The 24,080-nt window shown below is 36.0% G+C and carries 28 protein-coding genes; 5 read left to right on the top strand and 23 right to left on the bottom strand.

Translation table 11 applies throughout. The annotated features are described in order from the left end of the window. Nucleotides 1-82 precede the first annotated feature (82 nt). The 16 genes from D2K40_RS10550 to D2K40_RS10480 form a co-directional block, all read right to left on the bottom strand. Nucleotides 83-1,924 (bottom strand): motility associated factor glycosyltransferase family protein, encoded by a 1,842-nt coding sequence (locus D2K40_RS10550; protein WP_117155722.1) that lies wholly within the window; start codon nucleotides 1,922-1,924, stop codon nucleotides 83-85. A gap of 78 nt (nucleotides 1,925-2,002) precedes the next feature. Beyond that, complete coding sequence (locus tag D2K40_RS10545; RefSeq protein ID WP_117155720.1) at nucleotides 2,003-3,133, bottom strand: flagellin N-terminal helical domain-containing protein; 1,131 nt, start codon at nucleotides 3,131-3,133, stop codon at nucleotides 2,003-2,005. A 124-nt stretch (nucleotides 3,134-3,257) separates the two neighbouring features. Next, on the bottom strand, nucleotides 3,258-3,488 hold the full coding sequence (gene csrA, locus D2K40_RS10540; protein ID WP_117155718.1) for a carbon storage regulator CsrA: 231 nt from the start codon (nucleotides 3,486-3,488) through the stop codon (nucleotides 3,258-3,260). 1 nt (nucleotide 3,489) lies between these two features. Then, nucleotides 3,490-3,939: a flagellar assembly protein FliW gene (fliW, locus tag D2K40_RS10535; RefSeq protein ID WP_117155716.1), complete on the bottom strand. Its 450-nt coding sequence runs from the start codon at nucleotides 3,937-3,939 to the stop codon at nucleotides 3,490-3,492. Between the two features lie 12 nt (nucleotides 3,940-3,951). Continuing rightward, nucleotides 3,952-4,545 carry a DUF6470 family protein gene (locus D2K40_RS10530; RefSeq protein ID WP_117155714.1) on the bottom strand — a complete coding sequence of 198 codons (594 nt, stop codon included), beginning with the start codon at nucleotides 4,543-4,545 and terminating at the stop codon, nucleotides 3,952-3,954. A gap of 70 nt (nucleotides 4,546-4,615) precedes the next feature. Further along, entirely contained in the window at nucleotides 4,616-5,518 is a 903-nt protein-coding gene (gene flgL, locus D2K40_RS10525) for a flagellar hook-associated protein FlgL (RefSeq protein WP_117155712.1), read from the bottom strand. Nucleotides 5,519-5,527: 9 nt separating this feature from the next. Then, a complete protein-coding gene (flgK, locus tag D2K40_RS10520) occupies nucleotides 5,528-7,066 on the bottom strand; it encodes a flagellar hook-associated protein FlgK (protein WP_117155710.1) in 1,539 nt (512 codons plus the stop codon). Nucleotides 7,067-7,081: 15 nt separating this feature from the next. Then, nucleotides 7,082-7,579: a flagellar protein FlgN gene (locus tag D2K40_RS10515; protein WP_117155708.1), complete on the bottom strand. Its 498-nt coding sequence runs from the start codon at nucleotides 7,577-7,579 to the stop codon at nucleotides 7,082-7,084. 101 nt (nucleotides 7,580-7,680) lie between these two features. Continuing rightward, nucleotides 7,681-7,941 (bottom strand): flagellar biosynthesis anti-sigma factor FlgM, encoded by a 261-nt coding sequence (gene flgM, locus D2K40_RS10510; RefSeq protein ID WP_117155706.1) that lies wholly within the window; start codon nucleotides 7,939-7,941, stop codon nucleotides 7,681-7,683. Nucleotides 7,942-8,027: 86 nt separating this feature from the next. Then, complete coding sequence (locus tag D2K40_RS10505) at nucleotides 8,028-8,450, bottom strand: TIGR03826 family flagellar region protein (RefSeq protein ID WP_117155704.1); 423 nt, start codon at nucleotides 8,448-8,450, stop codon at nucleotides 8,028-8,030. A gap of 89 nt (nucleotides 8,451-8,539) precedes the next feature. Further along, nucleotides 8,540-9,235, bottom strand: coding sequence for a ComF family protein (locus D2K40_RS10500; RefSeq protein WP_117155702.1), 696 nt, complete (start codon nucleotides 9,233-9,235; stop codon nucleotides 8,540-8,542). A gap of 2 nt (nucleotides 9,236-9,237) precedes the next feature. Next, entirely contained in the window at nucleotides 9,238-9,708 is a 471-nt protein-coding gene (locus tag D2K40_RS16655; RefSeq protein ID WP_229666713.1) for a helicase-related protein, read from the bottom strand. Then, nucleotides 9,621-10,346 (bottom strand): DEAD/DEAH box helicase family protein, encoded by a 726-nt coding sequence (locus D2K40_RS16650; protein WP_229666714.1) that lies wholly within the window; start codon nucleotides 10,344-10,346, stop codon nucleotides 9,621-9,623. The genes D2K40_RS16655 and D2K40_RS16650 overlap by 88 nt, the downstream gene beginning before the upstream one ends. A gap of 651 nt (nucleotides 10,347-10,997) precedes the next feature. Next, nucleotides 10,998-11,840 (bottom strand): DegV family protein, encoded by an 843-nt coding sequence (locus D2K40_RS10490; RefSeq protein WP_117155700.1) that lies wholly within the window; start codon nucleotides 11,838-11,840, stop codon nucleotides 10,998-11,000. Between the two features lie 188 nt (nucleotides 11,841-12,028). Further along, nucleotides 12,029-12,706: a response regulator gene (locus tag D2K40_RS10485; RefSeq protein WP_117155698.1), complete on the bottom strand. Its 678-nt coding sequence runs from the start codon at nucleotides 12,704-12,706 to the stop codon at nucleotides 12,029-12,031. A 140-nt stretch (nucleotides 12,707-12,846) separates the two neighbouring features. Beyond that, the gene (locus D2K40_RS10480; protein ID WP_117155696.1) at nucleotides 12,847-13,980 is read right to left on the bottom strand and encodes a sensor histidine kinase; all 1,134 of its coding nucleotides are present in this window, start codon (nucleotides 13,978-13,980) and stop codon (nucleotides 12,847-12,849) included. A gap of 147 nt (nucleotides 13,981-14,127) precedes the next feature. Here D2K40_RS10480 and D2K40_RS10475 point away from each other — a divergent pair, with 147 nt between their 5' ends. Then, nucleotides 14,128-14,745 (top strand): YigZ family protein, encoded by a 618-nt coding sequence (locus tag D2K40_RS10475; RefSeq protein WP_117155695.1) that lies wholly within the window; start codon nucleotides 14,128-14,130, stop codon nucleotides 14,743-14,745. A 34-nt stretch (nucleotides 14,746-14,779) separates the two neighbouring features. Here D2K40_RS10475 and D2K40_RS10470 read toward each other — a convergent pair whose 3' ends face one another. Further along, complete coding sequence (locus D2K40_RS10470) at nucleotides 14,780-15,268, bottom strand: VanZ family protein (RefSeq protein WP_117155693.1); 489 nt, start codon at nucleotides 15,266-15,268, stop codon at nucleotides 14,780-14,782. A 145-nt stretch (nucleotides 15,269-15,413) separates the two neighbouring features. Between D2K40_RS10470 and D2K40_RS10465 the strand changes: the two genes are divergently transcribed. Both D2K40_RS10465 and D2K40_RS10460 read left to right on the top strand, forming a co-directional pair. Then, a complete protein-coding gene (locus tag D2K40_RS10465) occupies nucleotides 15,414-16,004 on the top strand; it encodes a class D sortase (protein ID WP_117155691.1) in 591 nt (196 codons plus the stop codon). 12 nt (nucleotides 16,005-16,016) lie between these two features. Continuing rightward, nucleotides 16,017-18,038, top strand: coding sequence for a penicillin-binding transpeptidase domain-containing protein (locus D2K40_RS10460; protein WP_117155688.1), 2,022 nt, complete (start codon nucleotides 16,017-16,019; stop codon nucleotides 18,036-18,038). A gap of 575 nt (nucleotides 18,039-18,613) precedes the next feature. On the opposite strand, the gene D2K40_RS10455 is transcribed toward D2K40_RS10460, so the two are convergent. Further along, nucleotides 18,614-19,057 (bottom strand): IDEAL domain-containing protein, encoded by a 444-nt coding sequence (locus D2K40_RS10455; protein WP_117155686.1) that lies wholly within the window; start codon nucleotides 19,055-19,057, stop codon nucleotides 18,614-18,616. 339 nt (nucleotides 19,058-19,396) lie between these two features. Between D2K40_RS10455 and D2K40_RS10450 the strand changes: the two genes are divergently transcribed. Further along, nucleotides 19,397-20,488, top strand: a complete 1,092-nt coding sequence (locus tag D2K40_RS10450; protein ID WP_229666716.1) for an aromatic acid exporter family protein — start codon at nucleotides 19,397-19,399, stop codon at nucleotides 20,486-20,488. Nucleotides 20,489-20,532: 44 nt separating this feature from the next. On the opposite strand, the gene D2K40_RS10445 is transcribed toward D2K40_RS10450, so the two are convergent. From D2K40_RS10445 to gloA2, 4 genes are all read right to left on the bottom strand, one after another. Continuing rightward, a complete protein-coding gene (locus D2K40_RS10445; RefSeq protein WP_117155684.1) occupies nucleotides 20,533-21,066 on the bottom strand; it encodes a chromate transporter in 534 nt (177 codons plus the stop codon). Further along, complete coding sequence (locus D2K40_RS10440; RefSeq protein WP_117155682.1) at nucleotides 21,063-21,650, bottom strand: chromate transporter; 588 nt, start codon at nucleotides 21,648-21,650, stop codon at nucleotides 21,063-21,065. The genes D2K40_RS10445 and D2K40_RS10440 overlap by 4 nt, the downstream gene beginning before the upstream one ends. A 121-nt stretch (nucleotides 21,651-21,771) precedes the next feature. Then, nucleotides 21,772-21,954 (bottom strand): cold-shock protein, encoded by a 183-nt coding sequence (locus tag D2K40_RS10435; RefSeq protein ID WP_117155680.1) that lies wholly within the window; start codon nucleotides 21,952-21,954, stop codon nucleotides 21,772-21,774. Between the two features lie 153 nt (nucleotides 21,955-22,107). Further along, nucleotides 22,108-22,491, bottom strand: a complete 384-nt coding sequence (gene gloA2, locus D2K40_RS10430; protein WP_117155678.1) for an SMU1112c/YaeR family gloxylase I-like metalloprotein — start codon at nucleotides 22,489-22,491, stop codon at nucleotides 22,108-22,110. Nucleotides 22,492-22,869: 378 nt separating this feature from the next. Between gloA2 and D2K40_RS10425 the strand changes: the two genes are divergently transcribed. Continuing rightward, entirely contained in the window at nucleotides 22,870-23,796 is a 927-nt protein-coding gene (locus tag D2K40_RS10425; protein WP_117155676.1) for an aldo/keto reductase, read from the top strand. A 52-nt stretch (nucleotides 23,797-23,848) separates the two neighbouring features. Here the strand turns inward: D2K40_RS10425 and D2K40_RS16415 are convergent, their stop codons facing one another. Further along, the gene (locus tag D2K40_RS16415; RefSeq protein ID WP_162879192.1) at nucleotides 23,849-24,004 is read right to left on the bottom strand and encodes a hypothetical protein; all 156 of its coding nucleotides are present in this window, start codon (nucleotides 24,002-24,004) and stop codon (nucleotides 23,849-23,851) included. Between the last annotated feature and the right edge of the window lie 76 nt (nucleotides 24,005-24,080).

Below are 24,080 nucleotides of genomic sequence, written 5' to 3'. Positions count from 1 at the left end.
TAAGGTAGACTTATCGTTTCAATATTCTTACTTATGAACCAAAAATCGATTATACTGCACTCTATATTTCATAAAGTTTATTTTACTCGCTGTCCTTTTCGTTCCATGATGTATTTAAAAACTTAACGAGTTCATTCGAAATTAAATCACTTAATTTTTTTGATGTCTCAAATAAATTAGAGAATATTTTCACTAAACCTTGTAAATAGCTCTCACTTATCTCTGGATTTAATTTATTAAATTCAAAACTTGCTATTAAGATATGCGTTTGAACAAAGAAATTTAAAAAAGCTAAATTGGTAACATCTTGTTTATACACATTATCCATTTCTATGATTTTGTTTACTGCTTCGTATAATTTTGTTTTGTTAGTATCATCAAGTTCAATTTCCATATCTTTTATAATTATTAAAAATTGTTCCATTTTTATACTAAATTCTTTCAGTTTTTCGCTTTCATCAACTATACGTTTTTCAATTCCTTTATGATCATCAAATACAGGCTCATAATTTTTATCAACAAATTGATAAATAGGTGTTATCGGTTTTGAAGCATATTTTCTTAACGCATTTCGCAAAGTCATTTGTTCTGAATGGCGAATCTTTGCTCCGCCCTCAGTTGCGTTTATAATAAGTTGTTCAGTGTTATAAAATTCCTTCTCAAACCAATTTGTGAAGTGTTTCCATGTCCTAGTTGTTTTTACATCTTGCTCAAAATATCCATCCACAAAAAATTCTTCCTGTTTCCTGTGTGGGATTTTATCTTTATCATATACTGTACCTTTTGAATGAGTAAGTCCATCTGTCCCGTAGGCTAGATCCTGCCCTATAAATATAATTGGATTGCACCCTATATAACGGGCAAATGAAAAAGCAAGATGAGCTACTGAAGCACCCATTGATATTTGTTCAGATTCACCTAATACTAGAGTATTTAGCCATGTATTGACCGCATCATTTTCTCTTAAAGGAATGATCATCCTATCTTCCGTAAACTGCTCAATTATCTTAGGATATACAACTAAAGGACCAACAAAAACTGTATCTTTTGGTATTTTTATATCTTTATAGAAATAATCATATACTTGTACTACTCTTTCAATAGAAAATACTGCATCTGGTGTAATACCAATATCTAATAATTTTACTAAAGATGTATCAACAGCAAATATTAAAATATTCTCTCGTGGAATTTCTTTTAAGTGATTTATATTTTTTTCCAATGAGGGACCAGCTGATACTATAACTACTGGTAAAGAAGAATATTGATTTTTTATTTTATTAACTGACATTGTTTTACAAAAGGTTTTCAAGTTTAATAAATTTTGTAATAACCCTTGTAAAGTGTCTCTAGTAGAGTTACCTAGCGAAAAAAGCTCTGTTTTTATAATATCAATAAAACTTTTTTGCAGTTGTAGAACCTTTAACTTTTCATAGTATTCCAAGTAATGCGATGTATAAAATTGAAGATTTGAAGTTTTTGTTATTAAACTTTTTTTTGTCAAGAATCCACCAAAGTATTCAGGAATTGATTCATAATCAGTTACCAATAGATAGAAATTTTTTCTCGAGAATAATTCTGTTAGATCATAATTAGAAATAATGAAATGAAACATTTCTGGATTTGGTTCTATACATAGTATTGCTGAACCCTTTGTTGCATTATTAAAAATTGTTACAATTGATTTAACATCAGAAAGTCCTAATATAAAATACAATCCATTTTTACTATAGTTTAATTTATCGACTTCTTCATTAACTATAAGGTTATTGTATTTTAGTGAAGTCCCCTTACTTTTTATACTCAAAAATCCTTCTTCGAAACCTAAGTCATATTTATTCTCATCCAAATCTATTGATACAATCTCATGATTAGTATTTTGTTGAATTACTTGTTTATTTTTCTCTAATATTGATGGATTCATACTTTTATATCTCCTTTGCTTTTAACTAGTATGAATTAAAAACCCCACTTAATATAAGCGGGGTTTTATAATCTACTATTATTGAAGTAATTGAAGAACTCCCTGTGGTTGTTGATTTGCCTGTGCAAGCATTGCTTGAGCTGCTTGACCAAGAATTGAGTTTTTCGTTTGATTCATCATTTCTTTGGCCATATCTACATCACGGATACGCGATTCCGCAGCAGTTAAGTTCTCAGATGATGTACCTAAGTTATTAATCGTGTGATCTAATCGGTTTTGGAAAGCACCTAATTTAGATCGTTCTCCTGACACTTCACGTAATGCAGATTCAATTGCTGATATAGATGCTTCTGCAGCACCTTGAGTGTCTACCTTAATACCTTCTAGATTTAATCCAGATGAGCTCATATCATTAATATCTACATCCATAATTTGCCCTGTGTTGGCACCAATTTGGAAGCTAACAGCATTATTAGCAGTATATGCTACATCGTCTTGTACATTAATTCCTGCTGTGTCACCAGTAGCAATTGTACTTGCGACATCTACTGAAATATCCCCTACTGCTATTGCTGAACCTGCAGCAACAGTAGTATTAGTAACAGTACCATCCGCTTTTGTAATAGATACGTTAAACTCATTTGCAGTTGTAGTTTCAGAACCAACTTCAACATAAAATGAACCGCTCTCTGTAATTGCAGTATTTTCTACTGAAGCAGCGTCAACAGTAAACGTATCGCTACTTTGTGAAAGAATTTCTGCAGTAGCATCTGTAGTTCCCTCAGCTGTTTTAGAACCATCTAATAATTTTTGCGTGTTGAATTCAGTTGTATTAGCAATACGATCAATTTCTTCAGTTAATTGATTAATCTCTTTCTGAATTTCACCGCGGTCTGTATCAGTGTTAGTATCGTTTGAAGACTGTGTTGCTAACTCACGCATACGTTGTAAGATTGAATGAGTTTCATTCAAAGCACCTTCAGCTGTTTGAATCATTGAAATACCATCTTGAGCATTCGTAGATGCTTGATCCAAACCACGAATTTGTCCACGCATTTTTTCTGAAATTGCTAGTCCAGCTGCGTCATCTGATGCATTATTGATACGAAGACCTGAAGATAATTTCTCCATTGATTTTTGTTGCGCGTTTTGTGCACTACCTAACTGACGGTGTGTGTTTAACGCCGCAATATTGTGATTAATTCTCATTTGTTATTTCCTCCTTGAATTTTCGTTTTCCCACATCCTTGTGGTTTTCACTAAGGTACTAAAGCGGCCGTCTTTAGTACTGATTAGCTTTACATATATAATATCGGAGGAAATCGTATAATGTTTAATCTTTTTTTGTATTATTTTTTAATAAATGAAATAAATCTGTCGAAATGTTTGCCGCTTCACTGTTTTGTTCTTGAATATCCAGGTAAACTTCCATACGATGGATGTCGACATGCTTTGGTGCATCGATACCTAACTTGATTTGATCACCATCTACAGCTAATACTTTAATCTCTATCTCATCACCAATTTTAATCGCTTCATTTATCTTTCTTGTTAGTACTAACATGTTAATCCCCCTTTTTGGAGGTAGTTTTATTTGTGAAGATTGCTTCTTTTGTCGTATAGCGCTTACTATTGGTAATATATTGTTTAGCGATCTGTTTCTTATGATTAATAATTACAGGTGCCTGCAAGTTAGCAGTACTTGTTTGGAATGGTTCTTTTAGAGACATAATCACAAACACTTGTACATCTTGCTCTGATGTAATCTGTAACGACTCAATTGTGTTATCATCTAAATTCAGCTCATAACCTTTCGTAAAATGAAATGGATTAACAACTACAAAAGCTAGTTCTTTCGTTTGTGTAGATTGTAAAACATAAAACACTGAATCTTCTTCTAATGGTAATAAGACAAATGCTTTTTCTGTTAAAAAACCAGGAATGCCATGCGGGAATTGAATTAGAGCATCTTCATTAATAGTTAGTTCACCAAAATATTTCGTTTGTATTTGCATTGTGTCACCCTTCTATATCATAATTTCAAAGCCACCAATACCTTGGTGCTTTAGATTATCAAAATCTATCGTCAATTGGTTTCTTTGTGCCAATCTAACTTGTACCTCTCCTGGCTGATAGTTTGTAATTGCTTTTTGTGTATTTGTTTGGATCACTGGTTTCTGCGCTGTATATTGAATGTCCACATCAGCTTGTTGATATGATATTTTCACCGATCCCGCTGACGGAATCCAACCTATATTAAATTGCTTTTGGGCGTTATGTCCATTTTCAATAGCTTGACTCACAATTGGATTGCCATCATTTTCTATTTTCATCATTTGCGTTCCTTGACGTACTCGTCGAGATATCGCTTGGAATACAGCTTGTTTTCCCTCTTGTGCTTGCTCTTTTGTCATTCTTTTCACAGATTTAAAACCTAAATCTGCCAATGCTTCGGTTTGATCAATTGTTAATTTCGATGGTCTCGTTTTAATTTTCATATTTCCTTCAGGCTGCTGAATTGTTTGTTGTGCATCTGGTTGTTTAATCTGTTGCTGGCCTGGTGTTTGTCTAATACTAATTTGTGCCGGCTGTGACTGCAAGCGTATTTGGGGGAAATTCATCCACAATCCCTCCTTTTTTCAACTATTTGAAAAAAGCTTGTCACAAAGGTTTGCGACAAGGCTTTTATTTTTAACGTAAAAAGTCTAATAATGTTGGCTGAATTACCCGTGAACCCGCACTTAATGCAGCACGATGGACACTTTCTTGTGTTGTTAAGTTAATAATAACTTCTTCTAAGTTAGCATCTTCATTATCTGACATCATTTTGGTTGCAGCAATCGATTGGCTTTCTAAACGATCTTCTACCAATTCCAAACGATTCATTCGCGCACCTAAATCCGCTCGTTCACTAACCGTATTATTAATATGTGTATCAATCGTTCCAATATGAGAACCAAGGTCTTCGTCAGGAACATCTGATTTTAAAGCAGCAGAAAAAGCTTCAATATCATCAAATAAATCTTGACTAAAAACATTTCCTGGTGTGATATTAACTTTTAATTTTGTTCCACTTGTTACTTCAATCATTACCGCTTCATTGTTAGCAGTAACAGTCCCATCTTCACTAACAGGATGTTTCATCTCACCAGTAACAGCATCTTCTGTTCCTGTTGTGCCTGTCCCATTAAAGATATACTTATCATTTACTCTTGTATTAGCGATTTCAACAAGATGATCTTTTAGTTGATCCACTTCAGCTGCAATATTCTTTCGTTGCCCATCTTCATATGTACCGTTTGATGCTTGGACAGCTAGTTCACGTAGGCGCTGTAATGTTTGCGTTGTTTCATCAAGTGCTGAGTCAGAGTTATCCATCCAGTTATGCACTTCACTGATATTACGTTCATATTGCTCGACATTCGAAACTTGCGAGCGATAGTTCATACCTTTCATCGCAATAACTGGATCATCAGATGGTCGGTTGATTTTCTTACCCGAAGATAGTTGATCCATGTATTTATCTAAACTGCTATAGCTACTGCTTATATTCCGTAGCATATTATTCGTTAACATACTTTGTGTTACACGCATACTATCAACCTACCTTCCTACTAATCCCATGTTATTTATGATACGATCTAGCATTTCATCAACAGCCGTCATATGTCTTGCGGCAGCATTATAAGCATGCTGGAACTTCACCATGTTTGTCATTTCTTCATCTAGTGATACCGCACTAACAGAAGAGCGATTCTCTTGTACTTGTTGACGTAGAACACTAGCATTATTACTCATCCGGTTTGCTTCTTGCGTTACAACACCCATATCACCAATCATAGACTGGTAATAGTTTTTTATTGATGTTTTGTTTCCTAGCCCTTCTGTTGGATCCTCATAATCTTCTTGTAACTTGGAGAATACATCCGCTAGCTCAATTGCATTTTCCCCATCACCACTTGGTCCTGAAGCGCTAGCAGCAATGTTATTCGGATCATCGATAATAGTATCTGAAACAGCCATGCTCGTTGCTGGTCTTGCTACACTTTCATCAATCTTAAAGAAGTCTTCAGTAGCTTGGTCTGTTAAATTTGTTCCGTTTTGGTGAACACGGTTGAATTCATTAACAAATGCTACTGCCATCTTATCGATATCACCTAACATTTTGTTATAATAACCAGCGTCATTCCCAGCTGAATCAATATAACCGTTCATTTCCATTAAGCCTTTCATTTCCCCAGTCGAAGCGTAATCTGCAGCCGCAATATCAACTGTATCTGTTGCATCATTGGGGTCTGTGAAAGTAAACGTTTCAATGTTATTAGCAGTATCCATTGTGATTTCCATATGTTTCACTTCATAGTTACTACCATCTACTAGCGTTACATCTTGTCCGACGCCATTTAGAGTAACTGTAGCTTTCCCCATCGCAATATCACTCGGTTGTCCACTACTTTTTTCGTAGTCAATACTTACATTGGCAATCGAAGACAAGCGATCAGTCAAGCGATCACGCTCATCGTATAAATCATTAGGAACATGTCCGTGTGGTTCAACATCCCCAATCTGGCGGTTAACATTACTGATCTGATCAATAATCGAGTTGAATTCTGTTGTTGTAACACCAATTTGACTTTTTAGATCACTACGTACCGCTTCAAGTGAATCAGAAACATAACTAAATGTATCCGCTACTGCCTGGGCACGTTGACTTACTACAGATCTCGCACCAGAATCTTCTGGATTAACCGATAAATCTTGCAACGCATTAGAGAACTGGTCCATTGTGAAAGACAAACCTTGTTCAGATGGTTCATTCATAATCGATTCCATTTGACTCATTGCTTCTGCACGTTGTTCATGATAGCCTAGCTTACTATTTTCATTACGGTATTGAACATCTAAAAACTGATCACGTACTCGTTGGATTGAGCCGGCTTGGACACCACTACCAATATTGGATTTCACACCTTCTGTATAACGAGAACCTGTTAGTGTAGAGATTTGTTCGAAGTTAACACGCTGGCGTGTATAACCCTCCGTGTTGGCGTTGGATATATTATGTGAAGTTGTATATAATGCAGCTTGTTGGGTGCTAAGTGCGCGTTTCGCGACTTCTAATCCGCTAAAAGTTGATACCATCGGCTCGCCTCCTCCTTATGCCTTTGAATCGAATACAGATCGTTTCGATGAATTATCTGCGCTTGATTTATTTTTATTACTGTAATTGATGCTTTGAATCGTTGGAGCAATCATATTCATTGATAACTGCACAAATTGCAACGATTGCTGTGTTAGTTGCTGGTTTAACTGTTCTTGCTGCTTTAACTTAACCAAGACCTCTGCAAGTGTTGTTGTCACTGCTTCAAGTGCTTCTTTTTCTGCAGCGTTGTCAATTACTTCTAGGAGTGCGGTGACATTTTGTGCTTCCAAATCTATTTTTTGTGACACCGTCCATGACGTAACCTGTTCAATCCGTTGCTGTTCCACTTTATTAATAGCTTGGACATGTTTTCTCTCTGTTTTCAACAATTCTTGTAAAGCTTCAAGGTCACCTTTTTTCAATACTTCGGTTTTATTTTCCGAAATGGAGAGCAGGCTTTGATGCAGCTCTAACAATTGTTGTAGTGATGTAATAATTGGTTGTATGGACATGCCGTTGTCCTCCCTTTCACTCTGCCTTGCTGACTATCTACGTGCAATAAGAAAAGCTACGCTAGTTGTTAAATAAAGCATAGCTTATTATTGAATTAACCCTATTTCCAAAAATTCAACAGTTTTTCTGCTGTTTGTTTCGGTGCAATCTCATACGTGCCATTTTCAACTGCTTGTTTAATCTGATTCACACGCGCTTCACGTTCAGGTTGCACGTTTTGATTTTCTTGCATTTTTTTCGCTTGATCAGAGATTTGCAGTTGGTCAGATTTCACCTGTTTATCTTTTGGCATTTCAGCTTGTTTGTTTAACTGCTTTTGATATGGGTTGAATTTGGAATGGTTTGGACCTTGTATTTTCAAGACCGATCACCCTCTTTCTGATTCGTATCCGTTAAATTTTACCTCTATATACTATATCGGTTATAAGCTCATAATGTTTAACTAATTTAATTCTTTTTGTCAACAGAGAAATAAGTTCTCACTTTTTGGTTTTCTTCTGTTTGGTTTCTATCTGCTACTTTATCAATTTCATCTTGATAAGCCAAGTCAGCTGACAATTCCTTTGAACATGTGGTACATAGCTTGCCCTCTTGAATTCCCTTTCCACATTTCTCGCATGGATAAGTCACATTTGGAAATTGTGATGCTCTTAAGCGCTTTTCCTTCACAAATCGTATGATTAAATCCTCTTCAACGCCAGTTCCTTCGACAATCTCAGGAATGGTTGCTTGACGATTTACACGTTTTTTCATGAAGTCATATACTGTTTGAAACTTTTTCTCTTCTTCTTTTACACAATCCGGACATACATTCCGAGTAACTTTTACAAATAATTTCCCACAGTTGCTACAATTATCTAATTCACCCATGGGTATCCCCACCCTTTATCTATATTTAACTATTATAGCATATATATCGGTTGGTTGAGATAGATGTTAATAGGCTTTTCGACCGAGTTTTAACGAGCCAATGTAAAGGAACAAACCTTTGGACAACCCTGTTGTTTTAGCACCTTGGCTGCATGTCTGAGTGTTGTGCCTGTTGTGTAAATATCATCTATTAAAATCACATTCTTTTTAATTGGTGCTTCTAATACAAAAGGGTTCACACTAGCTATTCGTTCTTGTCTTGTTTTCTTTGCTTGTTTTTCACCATGTATTCGTTTCAAGGCATTTGCAGATTGATAAGGTAATAGATCAGCCAATACTCGTGCTTGATTAAACGCACGCTCTTGTAGTCGCTCAGCACTTAATGGGATAGGCACAAGAATAGCATCAGGGTGCGTTTTGACAAAGTATTGCTTAAAAGCCGCTTCTACAGCTTCTTCAAATGATTGACAAATATGATAATCACCGCGATATTTCCATTTGGTAATCATTTCTTGTAGCAATGGATTGTAATGATAGACAGAACGATTAAACACGAGGATATCCTCCCAGCTAGGGTCTTGCTGCCATCGTGTACAGTCAGAGCAAATAGTAGGGTTTTCTTCATCTTTTGTAGAAGGACGTCCGCACATCTCACATGCTATTGAATCTATTTTTTCAAGACCTGTTTCACATTTCTGACAGAGTTTTCGCGGCTTCTCTGGAAAGAAAAAAGTATGCCACTCCACTTCTGGAATAATTTTCATATGACACCAAACGCAATGCATCCTCATTTCCTCGCTTTCTGATTCATTTGATAAATTGCTTGTCCCGCTTCCATCATCGCGTCAGTTTTTCCATCATGAAAAAAGATAACTTCTCCAGTCGGATCAAGAGGACTGCGACCGGCTCTTCCTGCGATTTGGACCAATGCCGCTTGATCAAACACGTGATGCCCTGCATCTAGTACAGCGACATCAACCGATGGAAAGGTAACGCCTCGCTCTAAGATTGTTGTTGTAACTAAGAGATCATATTCTTTATTTCGAAACTGTTGTACTTTTTCTTCGCGATCTTTATCTGCCGCATGGACTGCTGTAATTTTTTGTTCAGGAAGTCGTTCTTGTAGTGGTGGGATTAATCGAGCTGCTAGTTTAATAGTTGGAACAAAAACTAATACTTGTCTAGTAGGATTCTTACGTTGCTTGAACCATTTCCAAAAAGTACTTGGTAGCTGGTCAGTTTGAAGTGCCTTTTGCAACGAGAAAGCAAATTGTAGTTTAGGAACAGGTAGTGGCTGACCATGAAAGCGAACGGGAACAAAGACAGTTCGGAGTTTTTGTTGTTGGGATCGTTTTTTAATGCTTTACGTGGTGTGGCAGTTAAGTAAATAGTTGTGGCGTTTGGTTTTGCAGATCGCTCGGCTACATATGGTAAAGACGGATCGGCATGAAACGGAAAAGCATCTACTTCATCAATAATAATCACATCAAATGCATGCGCATAGCGTAATAATTGATGTGTCGTTGCAATGATAAATTGCGCATCTGGCTGCTTATCTTCTACACCACCATAAAGTGCTGCAGTTGTTGTGTTGGGAAATGCTAGTTGAAATCGCGGTAATAATTCGCGTACCACATCAGCACGAGGTGTTGCGAGGCATATACGTTTACCCTGTTTGATCGCAGTTGTTATGCCTGGAAAAAGCATCTCTGTTTTTCCAGCACCACAAACTGCCCAGACAAGTAGTTCTTCATTTGATTTTGTTATTGTCTTTTCAATTTCTGTTGCAGCTTTTGTTTGGGTCGGAGTTAGCTCCCCTTCCCAAGCGCAAGGATCCTCTTGTTCTTGGTACACAGGTTCAGGTCCGGTCCAGAAATACAGGGCTGTACACGCCATCACCCGCCCCATTTCAATACAATTCCGGCAATAGATATGTGTTGTATCACAGCGCATACAAGGAATGCTTGCAAATAGGTGTTGCGCACTATTCCCACAACGTCTACAGTGATGTCTCTTTCCATTGAAGTAAGATGCGATTGATTTGATTTTTTGGATGTTGTGTTCGTCGAGAAGGAGTTGTAGTTCATGATCAGGTAGGACGATTTCGTCTCGGAGTAACAGCTTGCCAGCTAACTTTCGTGCATGATCCTGGTGGTTTTCATCTGAGGTGTTAGGCGATGGAGAAGGTAAGAAGCTAAAATCAGGAGTAGATTTTGAGAAGAACAATTGTTTATAAAAATTCAACAGACACGCCCCTTTTTCTTTCATAGTTAATTTAAAAATATGCTTTCTGTTGTTATCATACCTTTTGCCGACTAATAAATCTACTAATTTTTGTTAGATTTTGTTGAAGGGCAGATAAAATAGAGTGAAGGGTAGATATATCTGGGCGAAGGGCCGATATATCTACCCTGAAGGGACGATAACACTACTTTTCTAACATTTATCTTCCTTTCCTCCTGCCACACTCCATCCCTCACCAAAACAAAAAGAGATTCCACCCTAAAAGGTAGAACCCCTCCTCAAATTAAAAATTATAAATTAGTATTATTTCAAATACCAGCCAAGGCCGAGTGCGCCTTCACCTAAGTGTGTACCAATTACAGCACCAAAATAACTAATAGAAAGCTCCACATTTGGAAATAGTTTTTCTAATTCATCTTTTAATAAATTCGCTTCATTTGGACGATTGGCATGAATCACAACTGCACGAAGTGGTGCGCCAGTTGAAGCATCTTCTGCAAATAATGCGATCATCCGCTTAATTGCTTTTTTCTGGGTACGGATTTTTTCAAATGGGACAATCTTTGTATCAATAAAATGGAGTAATGGCTTAACTTGAAGTACACTTCCAACTAATGCCTGTGCACCATTTAAACGTCCACCTCGATGAAGATGCGTCAAGTCATCTACTAAGAAATAAGCGCGCATTGATTCTTTCATTTCAGTTAAACGTGCGATAATTGTATCGGCATTGATTCCGTCTTTCGCCATTTTTGCCGCTTCTAATGCATAAAATCCTTGCGGCATGCAACTAATCTCCGAATCAAAGACATGGACATCAATACCTTCTACCATTTCCCCTGCTGCTATCATTGTTTGATATGTGCCACTAATACCGCTAGAAAGATGGATCGAGATAACAGCGTCATATTCCTCTGCAAGTTTTTCCAATTTTTCCGTGATAAATCCAATAGAAGGCTGAGATGTTTTCGGTAACTCTCTTTCATTTCGTACTAATCTATAAAATTCTTCTGCTGGTAAATCTATTTCTTCCTGATAGGATTTTTCTCCTATCACTACATTTAATGGCACCATTTCAATATCCATCTGTTGCCTTATTTCAGGCAAGATGTAGGCAGTGCTATCCGTCATTACAGCTACTTTCATAATTTAAACCGTACCCTTCTACATCTATCATTATAAAAAAATAAGTTCCGTTTCATTTTACCTAATTTTTTGTGAAATTGATAGGTTTTTAGTGAGGAAATTTTTTGCTAAACAAGAGGAATCAAACCATAAATATGCGGTCAATCCAGTATTATACCTAATCGAACTGAATTAACCGCTTCTAGCTATTATATAACTTCTACCCAACCATTACGAATGGCCATAACAACCGCCTGTGTGCGGTCATTTACATTCATCTTTTGCAGGATGTTACTAACGTGGTTTTTTACTGTTTTTTCACTTATAAACAAAGTTTCCGCGACACCACGATTACTTTTACCATCTGCTAAAAGCTGTAAAACTTCACATTCACGACGCGTTAATAGATGAAATGGTTTTCGATATTCAATCGTCTCCAGATTGTTGGTTGAACCATCCTTACTTAAACGCTGAAATTCCTTAACTAAATTATGCGTTACCTTCGGATGTAAGTATGAACCACCTTCACTTACAATCTTAATTGCATCGATCAGAGCGTCGGAATCCATTTCTTTTAACAGATAACCTTGTGCACCTGATTTTAATGCGTGTGTAACGTAATTTTCGTCATCATGAATCGATAGAATAATTACTTTTACCTCTGGATACTTTAGAATTAATTGTTTGGTAGCTTGTACCCCATTAATATGCGGCATGTTAATGTCCATTAAAACTACATCAGGGTTATATTTTTCGACCAATCCTAATGCTGCTTCGCCGTCATCACCTTCAGCTACAACTTCAAAACTTTCTTCAAATTCAAGAATGCGTCTAACACCTTCTCTGAATAAAATATGATCATCTATTAAAACGATCTTCTTCTTCATGCTTTTTCCTCCCATTTCACTATGCTTCTATATACAAATTATAATAATGAACAATTTTTAAAAATTTAGATTATTAGTTATCTTTCATAAAATTACCTTTTCTATTATACAGGATTATTATTCAATTGGCGCACGACTTTTTAATCATTTAATGGAATTCGGATTAAAATGGTAGTTCCTTCCCCTATCTTGGATTGAACTTGCAACTCTCCACTTAACATTTCAATTCTTTCACGCATACCAATTAGGCCAAAAGAATTATCTTTTTTCTCTGAAGTATCGAATCCTTTTCCATTATCTGTAATTTTTGCAGCTATATGTCCTGCATTTATTTCAAGCTTTACATTAATTTGATCTGTCTGTGCATGTTTGATTGCATTTTGCACCGCTTCTTGGATAAGACGAAATAGTGCTACTTCATATTTACCCGGTAATCTTTCTTCTTTATCAATAGATTTAAAGTAAATTGAAATCTCATTGTATTCTTCCATGTTCGCTAAATATTTCTTTATCGTTGGAATGAGCCCTAAATCATCTAATGCCATTGGTCGTAAATCATAGATAATGCGACGCACTTCATATAACGAAGACCTTACCATTGAACGAACACTTTTCATTTCTTTCATTGCTTCATTTCGGCCACGTTCCCTGAATGTACGATCAACTAAATCGGAGCGTAATAATATATTTGCTAACATTTGCGCTGGCCCATCATGCATCTCTCGTGAAAGTCTGCGGCGCTCTTCCTCTTGCGCTTCTATAATTTTCAAGCCAAATGCTTGCTTTTCATTTGCATCTTGAATTAATTCGCCTACTTGTTTAAAGTCTTCTGTTAGATAGTTTAAGACGACAGAGACTTTACTAACTAGCCCATTCGCACGCTCTATTGTTTGATCCACTTTCAATAAATGACGTTCAATTTCATCTCTTTTTTGACGTAACGTCATCTCTCGGGTTTGTTTTAGTTTTAATTCACTTTGTAATTGATGTGTTTGTTCATATACTTCCTTTATTTCATCTTCTTCATATTTATTAAAATTACTACTCACTTCAGCTAGACGTTGTCGAGATAGCTTTGCTTTCTTTTCTAATTGATCTGATTCTTCAATTACCTCAACTACTTCTTCTTTAATTTGTTCCAACTGTTCTTGCAACTGTTTATATTCTTGAAGTGAATCGTCCGTAATCCTACATATATCTTCTTTACTATTTTCTACAGCTTCAACCATTTCATTTATTATCTTATCTAATGCTTTTTCTTCTGTTTTTTTCATATAAATACCACCTATTATATTGAATACTCTTTTTGGTGATTACTAATCATTATTGTCTAATCTATTTAAATACTATAATAGCATACTTGACTGATGATTGCTGTTTTTTTACCGAGTATATATAATAGATACATGGGAGGGTTTTTCATGCTTGAACGTTATTATACAGTTGAATTAGAAGGTGAAGATGAAGTGGTTATTCAGAAGTCCCGTTTCATTGGACATGTACGACGAGTTGAGTCAGAAGAAGCTGCTCAAGCATTTATACAGGAAATTAAAAAGATCCATCATAGCGCGTCACATAACTGTTCTGCGTATATGATTGGGGAACATAATGAAATTCAAAAGGCTAATGATGATGGGGAGCCAAGTGGAACTGCTGGTGTACCAATCTTAGAAGTGTTGAAAAAAAGAGATTTAAAAGATACAGCGATCGTTATAACCCGATATTTTGGTGGAACGAAACTGGGGGCTGGTGGCTTAATACGAGCATACTCAAGTACAACTTCTCAAGCAATCGATACTACAGGCGTTGTCGAACGGATACTTATGCAAGTTGTTCAGATCACAGTTGCGTATCCTTTATTAGGAAAAGTTGAAAATGAACTACGAAATGCCAATTATAGGATAGAAAAAATCGATTATCTTGAATCAGTTACCTTTACAGTATTAGTTGAAGTTGCAAATGTAGATGCGTTTAAAGAATGGATCACCAACCTAACAAGTGACAAAGCTGTAAGTACATTAGGAGAAAAAAATACATAGAGACAAAAGCCTGAATAGTATCATTATATTCAGGTCATTGCACTTTTTTCTTTCTCCACCAAAGTATAAATAACACTAACCCAACACCAATCATAGCTCCAATCGAATCCAATATAACATCACCAATAAAAGGTGTACGGTTAGGCGTGAAGCCTTGGTGCCATTCATCTAAGGCTGCATAAATAACAGTAATTATAAAGGCAAAGTTTATATTCCACTTACCTTGTGTAAAAGTTTGTGCGAAAGCTAGATATAATAGTAAAAATAACACCAAAAACACACCAACATGAGCACCTTTTCTAATAAAGAATTCAATAAATCCATAGATTCCTAAATTCGCAACACTCACTTCAGATTGGTGATACACAAAAGCGATTCCGCTAAACATTGGTTTAAGAAAAGAGAGATCAATCGTATTCTCTAATAATGGTTTCACATCCTGATCTTGATAAGGTTGGGCTGACGAATAAAAAATTACGCCCATCCAAGCAATCGGCAAAAGCCAACTAACTATTTTTTTCATAAATATATAAACTCCTTATCTATTGCATTTACTTAGATTATGTTATCCTTTAGGTATATTCAAATTTTACCATAATCAATTGTTTTCGAATAATAACTTTTTAAAATGATTGCGTTTACAAAACTTTTTTAGGAGGCATCTTTATATGAGAAAAATTGCACTACTATTCATGTTCGCAGGCATTGTATTTTTAGCTGTTGGGGGTTACCAGTATTTTAAGACACAAGCTGCTGAAAAAAATAGTTTAAAAGAAGCACACACACTAGTAGAAAAACGTGAAAGTTTAGAAACCACATCTAAAACATTTGATCCAGATTCGTTTAGAGCAAATACTGGCGAGACGGTTGGTTTATTACAAATTCCTAGTATTGATGCTGAATTAGCAATAGTAGAAGGTACCGATCCAGATGATCTCGAAAAAGGGGTTGGGCATTTTAAAACATCTGCTTATCCTGGGCAAAATGATCAAATTTTATTATCAGGACATCGCGATACCGTTTTTCGCCGTTTGGGTGATGTAGAAATTGGTGAAACATTTACCTTGCAGCTAGAATATGGTGATTTTACTTATGAGATGGTTGATTCGAAAATTGTTGATGCAGATGATACAACTATAATAAAATCAACAGCACCAAATGAAGAACTCGTAATCTCAACTTGTTACCCTTTTTCTTTTGTTGGTAATGCGCCAGATCGTTATATTATTTATGCCAAACCAATCAAAACAGATAAATAAGGAGGGGTATATTTGTCTAAATGGGTTAAATTCATAAGCCTATTATTACTATTCCTTACTTTAACTGCATGTTCAGAAGAAGAGGAAGAAGTACAACCAGAAGATCGACTCTCTGAATATGTTGCGTATTGGAATGAACGAAATCTTTCTGACATGTACGATATGGTCGCAGATAAAAGTAAGGAAATCTATCCTTCAGAGGAATTCATCGACCGCTATCAAAAAATTTACAACGATATAGAAGTATCAGACTTATCAATTACGTATAGCGTACCAGAACTAGGAGAAGAGGAAGAAGATGTAATACCGTCATCTTTTCCAATACAAGTCAGTATGAATACCATGGCTGGTGAGGTGAATTTCGAATCGGAGATTTCTCTTATTGAACAAAATATAAGTGAGGAAGAAACGAATTGGTTTATTGAGTGGAATCCTGGCTTGATTTTTCCAGAATTAGAGTATGGTGCAGAAGTCAGTATTGAAACTGTTGAACCTACACGTGGTCAAATCTTTGATAGAAATCAAAACGGACTCGCAACCAATGAAACAATCTATAATGTCGGTCTACACCCAGCCCTTTTCGGTGAAAATGAAAGTGAACAAAAAGAGCAAATTGCAGCCTTATTAGATATTAGTGTGGAAACGATCAACAACGCTCTAGCGCAGGATTGGGTTACAGACGATACATTTGTTCCATTAAAAAAGGTAACAATGGCTGATCAAGATATCATACCTGAACTAGACGCAATCGATCCTGTTATTAAAAGAGCGGAAATGGGGCGTGCATATCCTTATGGTGAAGCAACTGCTCACTTAATAGGTTATATTGGATCAATTACAGCTGAAGAGTTAGAAGAAAAAGAAGCTAACTCCTATTCACAATCTGATCTCATTGGAAAACGTGGGTTGGAACAGCTATTTGAATCCCGATTAAAAGGTAAGCGTGGCCTCAAGATTATCGCTAGTTCTAATGACCGAGAGGATACAATCATTGCTGAGCAACCTGTTCAAGACGGAGAAAATATTACATTAACAATTGATGCAGATTTGCAGCAAGCAATCTATGCGAGTTATCAAGATGACGCTGGAACCGCTGCGGCTATTAATCCTAAAACTGGTGAAACATTAGCGTTAGTTTCTAGCCCTGCTTTTGATCCAAATCAACTCACATATGGCATAAGTCAAACCAAATGGAATGCGCTTCAAAATGATGAACAAAATCCATTATTGAACCGATTTGCTTCTACTTATTCTCCTGGAAGTACAATCAAACCTATTACAGCAGCAATTGGTTTAGATAACGACACCATTCAAATTGGTGAAGGGATCGAGATTGATGGACTAACTTGGTCGAAAGACGGCTGGGGTAATTATGAAGTGCGACGTGTGTCAGAATCATCTGGTCCAGTTGATTTACAAGATGCCTTAATTCGATCAGACAATATCTATTTTGCACAAAAGACAGTAGAACTTGGAAGTGAAGCATTTGTCGCTGGGCTTAAGCAATTTGGTTTTGGAAAAGATCTTCCGTATACCTATCCGATTTCAGATAGTACTATATCTTCAAGTGGTACAATTGATCGTGAAATTTTACTAGCTGACAGTGCTTACGGCCAAGGTGAAATGCAAATGAGCGCATTACACCTTGCTACTGCATATACGCCTATCTTAAATGATGGTGATATGCTACAGCCCATATTGGAAGCAGACGAACAAACGAATCAAGTATGGCAAACAGGTTTATTAACTAGCGAAAATGCACAAGTGATAAAAGAAGCATTACGACAAGTCGTAACAGCTCCTAATGGTACAGCACCTGAAGCTAATATCAGTGATATTTCATTGTCAGGAAAAACAGGAACATCTGAATTAAAAAGTTCACAAGGCGAAGATGGTCAAGAAAATGGCTGGTTTGTTGCCTATCCAGAGGAAGAAGATATACTGATTTCCATGATGGTTGAACATGTCGAAGGAAGAGGCGCAAGCCATTACACGGTAGAAAAAGTCGCAAATCTATTTAAGACAATCAGATAAATGAAATATTACTTAAAGCAGAGATTCCATCCAAAGGTGGAATTTCTTTTTTGTCCCCTATTGAAATAAGTACTAAGACGCAGTTGATAGATGATGCGACGTAACTAGTAGCGTGAGTTACTTACCCTAACCCGCTACGTCAGAAAATGGATTCCCTTTCCGTGGGCTCAGTCTCAGCTAACTTGGTAAAGAAAAACACTTTACCAAGTGGATCTTCGACTTGAGCTGTTCCCACAGGAGTGTCATCCATTTACTGACTTCGCTGGATAGCGTATTTACATTGGTTGCAATGTTTACGGTTATAACTCACATTGTAAGCTTTTCTTAATTATAGTGTACTATCTAGCGTATCAAATGAAATTGCCGACACTCCTGCAGGAACAGCGCGAGCTGAAGATCCACTCGGAGGTGTTCTTTGCCTCCGAGTTAGCTGAAGCCGTGCCTGCGGAAAGGGAGTCAATTTCATTTGAGAAGCGGGTCTAGAAATTATTTTTATACGCAGTTTATATATTCCACGTCATTAGAAAATAGACAATAAAAAACAGCAGAAACTTGTTGCTCCTACTGTTAAGTCATTACATCTCATTTAATATTGTTGAGTACTGCATAAATTTTTGATAATCTTTTGCTTCGAGCGCTAGGTCAATCAGACGTTCAACATTTTGTTTTTCTAACGCGATAATCACTTCATTCATTTCGTCTCTTTCGATTTCATGAAGATCTGTTTTGAGGTATGGGTAGATGATTGACTGTAATCTGGAGTAAAAATCATCTAATTTTAGTAAGTCAGCCAGCGACATGTGGACATATTTTTTTCCTTTTTGAAAAACGAAAATCGCATGTTTATTTTCAACGACCTGCGTCTTCCGATTCACCTTAATTTCACGTGATTCTAAAGGAACAAATTGATAGATGCTCTCATCTAACCATAATGAAAAATATTGATAAGCCAAGACAACACGAATAGAGTGGTCCTCTTCTTTAACATAATAAGGCTGTAGCATATTAACAGATAACATGTGAACAACACTCCTTACTTACTTAAGTTGTCAATATAAATACCTCTCTTTACCAAAATTACATATTACTATTATTATATTATTAAATGGTACAAAAAACGGAACCTTATATACTCGATACCTAGTACTTTTATTACACTTCGCAATGATATCGCTTACATTTATTATATCACTTTTCTTAACCTGTGGGAATAATACAACAAGAAGATTTCTCCTGTGTTTTCAATGAATTGTCACTCGTTTCACGTAAAAGTGACAGCATGTATTGTCGATAGCTGCAATGTTCGTTATACTTAAAATTGGAATTATAAACCTCTTAGTATGGCAATAAAAATGAAGGTGAGTCGATTGAAAAAGAAAAGTACTAATATTATTGGGAGTAGGGTGATTAAAACAGGCCTTGCCGTCTTTTTAACATCTCTAATTTGTCAGTGGTTGGACTGGCCAGCTGTATTTGCCGTAATCACTGCAATTGTAACAATTGAACCAACTGTTAATGATTCAATTAAAAAAGGAATGGTTCGACTGCCAGCATCAGCAATCGGATCCGCCTATGCTGTTTTATTTATTTCTATATTTGGTAATTCTCCTCTTACCTACACAGCAGCTGCAATGTTTACCATCATCACATGTTTTAAACTAAGGCTTCATGCTGGGTTATTGGTTGCGACATTAACATCTGTAGCAATGATTGAGGTAATCCATGATCATTACTTGGTTGCTTTTTTCATTCGTTTAGGAACAACATCAATTGGTATTCTTGTTTCAACCGCTGTAAATATGTTTGTTTTACCACCTAATTACTCAAAACGTATTTTGACAAACATTGATCAAGCACTTCAAGCTACAGGTGAAGAATTAAATGTCATTGCCAAAGACATATTATTTAAGACACAAGATTGTGCTCAGAAGAAGCAAGTGCAAGAAACGTTCGCAAATCTAAAAGCCAAACTAGACACAACAGATCGTCTCTTACAATTTCAACAGGCAGAAGAGAAATACCATCGATTCTCTGTTGCACGGAAAAGAGAATTATACGATGAAATTGATAAGGTAGGTTCATTACGCTTAATTCACTATCATATTGGTAATTTGATTAACACACCATTAGATCATGTATCATGGTCCGATCAACAACGAGATCAAATTATAAAAACAATTCATTCTTTGTCTGAAACAATGCGAAATCCAGATCAGTTTCAAACGGATAAGCACCGTGAGCAGGTAGAAACACTTATGAATCAGTTTTGGCTGTGCAAACGTGAATCAAGTCTTACTAATGTACCAGGACAAACAACATTCTTTGATGCAGATATTATTATAATCTATGAACTATTAGCAATTTATCAGTTAGTTGAAAAAATATTAACCATTGACTTAAACACATCTACTGAAATTCAGAATGAGACTGAAAACTGTTCATCTAGTTGACGATAAAAGGGATTACCTTAATTTAAAGGTAATCCCTTTTATTTCTAGCCTAAAAATAATGCACCATAAACCAAAGAACCTAAAATTACAAAAGCAGGATGGACACGAAACCTTTCCATTAAAATTAAACTTATAACAGCTATCCCTATCATCTGTCCAGCACCAGAATCAATGTAAGCTGTTTGAAAAAAATTAAATGCCATCACTCCTAATAAAACTGCGATAGTAGGACGAATCAACATAGTCATTTTCTTTACTTTTGGAGAATCTTTGTATTTCATTAATAAGCCGAGTAACGCAATAATCAAAATTAAGGAAGGTGTAACCACTGCCAAAACACCAATAAATGAACCTAAAACTCCACCTTGTTCAAAGCCAATATAGCCTGCCATCTTTGTCGCAATTGGACCTGGTAAAGCATTTGCCATTGCGAGCATTTCACTGAAATCCTGTACAGACATCCAGCCAAAACGATCAACCACTTCATTTTCTACTAAAGGGATCGAAGCTGGGCCGCCACCATAACCTACAATTCCAGGAATAAAAAAAGCTATAAATATTTCCCAGTATATGCTCATGATTCCACTTCCTTTTTGGTTGTCGGTTTCAATAGTGCATATAACAACAAGGACGTAATAATGATCCCTGGATGAATTCCTAACCATTTAATTAGCACAAGCGAGATCACTACTAATATCGTAGTAGTTAACCAACCAAGACCACCCTGTGCTTTTTTTAAAAACTCATATGTAAGTACAGCTAACATTACGCCAACTACTGGAACAACTGCTTGTGTCATCCCATTTACCCACGGCTGATTATTAGCAGCTGACAAGAATGTTAATAAGCTAATCATAATAAGAATTGTTGGTACACTCACTGCTAGCACAGCATTGAACATACCTAAAATACCCGCAACACGATAACCAATATATCCAGCCATTTTTGTTGCTATAGGGCCAGGTAAAGAATTACCAAGTGCTAATACATTAGCAAACTCCTCATCATTCATCCACTTATACTTTTCTACTACTTCTTTTTGAACCAACGGGATGGAAGAAGGTCCGCCACCATAACCCAGCATACCTACTCGAATAAAAGCTAAAAATATATGCCACTGCTCCAAATTTCTCCACCCCTCTTTGTCTTTATTCTTTTTCATTATGTATTGTTCTCTTTAATCTTTAAAGTTGTATGTATGACACAAAAAAGAGGTTGGATTATTATGCCCCCAGCCTCTTCTTGTTCTCTATATTAGCTTACAAGCTATTAACATGAATCCATTATGTCAATTTTGGTAGAACCCGCATTTCCTTTGCCATTTCAGATTGGCAAAGCGGACAAACTGGCACTGTCTCGAAAGAATAATCCTCTCGCATCCAACCAGGACAAGATTCACTTGAACAAGCCCAAACCTGCGTTTCAACTTCTTCAACCGGTTCTCTTTTATTATTGTAATAAGCCATTAAGCCATCCCCTTTCTTGGGTATTACTTACTATTATACGCTTTTTAATTTAAAAAAACAAAATTATTTACAAAACAAAAAACAACATCTTTTTTTATGAAGTTTTTTAAAGAGATAACAGTATTAATGTTAAGCAATTTGCTGGCATATCCTTTACTTTTCATAGATCTCCAATGGTAGTCCATCTGGATCACTAAAGAAAGTAAATTTTTTATTTGTATTTGGGTCAACTCGTATAGATTCGACTTCTATTGACCTTTCCTTTAAATTCTCTACCACTTGTTCAATATCATCAACAGCAAATGCAAGGTGTCGTAGACCTTGAGCCTCAGGATAACTTGGTCTAACCGGGGCATTAGGAAAAGAAAAGAGTTCAATGACATACGTTGAACCAATTGCTAAATCTAACTTATAAGAGTTTCTATTATCGCGATAAACTTCACGAATTATTTCTAACCCAAGCTTATTTACATAAAAATCTTTTGAGACTTGATAGTCTGAACAAATAATTGCGATATGATGTATTGCCTTAAACATATAATTCCCACCTTAATATATATATCATTGTTATAGTTTAGCTTTTTTAATAGTACACGACAATACAATGAAAACCATACATCTAAGTTGCATTTTATACAGTATACTTTTTTTTACAAATAAATAGGGATTTTGTATGATTAAAAAACTTTTTAAAATATTATATAATGAAAACGGTTACAATTTGGAAATGTATGTCTCTTCCTTTTCTAAATGTGATTATACATTTACATAATGGTCGAGGTATCGTATTTTTTCAAATTAGATTGTCCCCCTTTGGGCATCCAACTATGGTTGGGTGCTTTTTTTTGTTATTTTTTTCTGTTTATTTGGTATGATATGATTGAATTAGTTTTTTAATTGAAAGGAGCTCATCAAATGAAATATCGTAAAATAGGAGATACTAACTTAGATACATCCGTAATAGGGATAGGAACGTGGCAGTTTGGAGGAGAATGGGGAAAAGATTTCACACAAGTTGAAGTTGACGCTATCCTTGATACTGCACAAGAAAAAGGAATTAACCTGATAGATACAGCTGAATGTTATGGGGATCATTTATCAGAGCGCTTAATTGGAGATTATTTAAAACGAAATAATCGAGAAGATTGGATTGTAGCGACAAAGTTTGGTCATCATTTTCATAACAATTTTGAGCGCACTCGTCATTGGCAAGCAGACGATGTGTTGAAACAATTAGATCAATCACTTAAATCACTTCAGACAGATTATATTGACTTGTATCAAGCACATTCCTGTACAGATGAGGAATTTAAGAATGATGCATTATGGACGATGTTAGATAAACAAAAACAAGCCGGTAAAATTCGTCATCTTGGTATTTCATTAAAAGGAAATAAAGATCCTTATCAAGTTAAAGCTGCACGTGATGTTGGATCAACCGCAATTCAAGTAGTATACAATCGATTGGACCAAGCACCTGAGCAAGAAATTTTCCCAGTTGCTGAAGATCAAAAACTCGGAGTACTTGCGCGTGTACCGTTAGCAAGTGGATATTTAAGTGGTAAATATAAACCAGGCGCAACATTTGCAGCTTCTGATGTTCGTTCTCGTCATGATCAAGCTGAAACAGCTAAGAAATTAGCTTTAGTAGAAGAAATTGCAAAAACTGAAGTGCCCAAAGAAACAAAAATGGCAACTTGGGCATTAGCATGGTGTCTGAAACATCCTGCAGTAACGACTGTTATACCTGGTTGTAAAAATCCGGAACAGGTTATTAGTAATGCCGAAGCAGCTGAATTAGATATTGTTTCTGACAGCCACCCACAGAGCGTTAAGAAATAATAATTTCAATAAAAAAAACAGCGTTCTCCAAAAGAGAGCGCTGCCTTTTCCTTTAATGATTAAGCTTAGATAGATCAATAGGAATAGTATTATTTTTATTACTATACTTTAGTAATTCTTCAGCACTTGCCGTTTCTTTGTTCATAATTGGTGCTGCCGCATAGTGATCCACGTACGTTTCTTCTGTTTGCTTTTTATCTTTCGGCATAAAATCACCCCTTTTACACCAATAGTGTATGCAAAAAAGAAAAATTCATACTGGGCGATTATACATTTTTTAAAAA

The organism is Paraliobacillus quinghaiensis (genome assembly GCF_003426025.1).
Lineage (GTDB): Bacteria > Bacillota > Bacilli > Bacillales > Amphibacillaceae > Paraliobacillus_A > Paraliobacillus_A quinghaiensis.
This window is presented reverse-complemented; position numbering and strand designations above follow the sequence as displayed.

Bases quoted from the DNA above. Each gene is read 5' to 3' on its own strand.
- D2K40_RS10500 (WP_117155702.1), bottom strand. From the start codon at position 9,235: ATGCATTGCGTTTGGTGTCATATGAAAATTATTCCAGAAGTGGAGTGG.
- D2K40_RS10440 (WP_117155682.1), bottom strand. From the start codon at position 21,650: ATGAAAAAGAATAAAGACAAAGAGGGGTGGAGAAATTTGGAGCAGTGG.
- D2K40_RS10515 (WP_117155708.1), bottom strand. From the start codon at position 7,579: ATGTCCATACAACCAATTATTACATCACTACAACAATTGTTAGAGCTG.
- D2K40_RS10445 (WP_117155684.1), bottom strand. From the start codon at position 21,066: ATGAGCATATACTGGGAAATATTTATAGCTTTTTTTATTCCTGGAATT.
- flgK (WP_117155710.1), bottom strand. From the start codon at position 7,066: ATGGTATCAACTTTTAGCGGATTAGAAGTCGCGAAACGCGCACTTAGC.
- D2K40_RS10505 (WP_117155704.1), bottom strand. From the start codon at position 8,450: ATGGGTGAATTAGATAATTGTAGCAACTGTGGGAAATTATTTGTAAAA.
- csrA (WP_117155718.1), bottom strand. From the start codon at position 3,488: ATGTTAGTACTAACAAGAAAGATAAATGAAGCGATTAAAATTGGTGAT.
- D2K40_RS10490 (WP_117155700.1), bottom strand. From the start codon at position 11,840: ATGAAAGTAGCTGTAATGACGGATAGCACTGCCTACATCTTGCCTGAA.
- D2K40_RS10480 (WP_117155696.1), bottom strand. From the start codon at position 13,980: ATGAAAAAAACAGAAGAAAAAGCATTAGATAAGATAATAAATGAAATG.
- D2K40_RS16415 (WP_162879192.1), bottom strand. From the start codon at position 24,004: ATGCCGAAAGATAAAAAGCAAACAGAAGAAACGTACGTGGATCACTAT.
- fliW (WP_117155716.1), bottom strand. From the start codon at position 3,939: ATGCAAATACAAACGAAATATTTTGGTGAACTAACTATTAATGAAGAT.
- D2K40_RS10475 (WP_117155695.1), top strand. From the start codon at position 14,128: ATGCTTGAACGTTATTATACAGTTGAATTAGAAGGTGAAGATGAAGTG.
- D2K40_RS10425 (WP_117155676.1), top strand. From the start codon at position 22,870: ATGAAATATCGTAAAATAGGAGATACTAACTTAGATACATCCGTAATA.
- D2K40_RS16650 (WP_229666714.1), bottom strand. From the start codon at position 10,346: ATGGCGTGTACAGCCCTGTATTTCTGGACCGGACCTGAACCTGTGTAC.
- D2K40_RS10465 (WP_117155691.1), top strand. From the start codon at position 15,414: ATGAGAAAAATTGCACTACTATTCATGTTCGCAGGCATTGTATTTTTA.
- D2K40_RS10530 (WP_117155714.1), bottom strand. From the start codon at position 4,545: ATGAATTTCCCCCAAATACGCTTGCAGTCACAGCCGGCACAAATTAGT.
- D2K40_RS10470 (WP_117155693.1), bottom strand. From the start codon at position 15,268: ATGAAAAAAATAGTTAGTTGGCTTTTGCCGATTGCTTGGATGGGCGTA.
- D2K40_RS10435 (WP_117155680.1), bottom strand. From the start codon at position 21,954: ATGGCTTATTACAATAATAAAAGAGAACCGGTTGAAGAAGTTGAAACG.
- D2K40_RS10455 (WP_117155686.1), bottom strand. From the start codon at position 19,057: ATGTTATCTGTTAATATGCTACAGCCTTATTATGTTAAAGAAGAGGAC.
- D2K40_RS10545 (WP_117155720.1), bottom strand. From the start codon at position 3,133: ATGAGAATTAATCACAATATTGCGGCGTTAAACACACACCGTCAGTTA.
- flgL (WP_117155712.1), bottom strand. From the start codon at position 5,518: ATGCGTGTAACACAAAGTATGTTAACGAATAATATGCTACGGAATATA.
- D2K40_RS10485 (WP_117155698.1), bottom strand. From the start codon at position 12,706: ATGAAGAAGAAGATCGTTTTAATAGATGATCATATTTTATTCAGAGAA.
- D2K40_RS10550 (WP_117155722.1), bottom strand. From the start codon at position 1,924: ATGAATCCATCAATATTAGAGAAAAATAAACAAGTAATTCAACAAAAT.
- gloA2 (WP_117155678.1), bottom strand. From the start codon at position 22,491: ATGTTTAAGGCAATACATCATATCGCAATTATTTGTTCAGACTATCAA.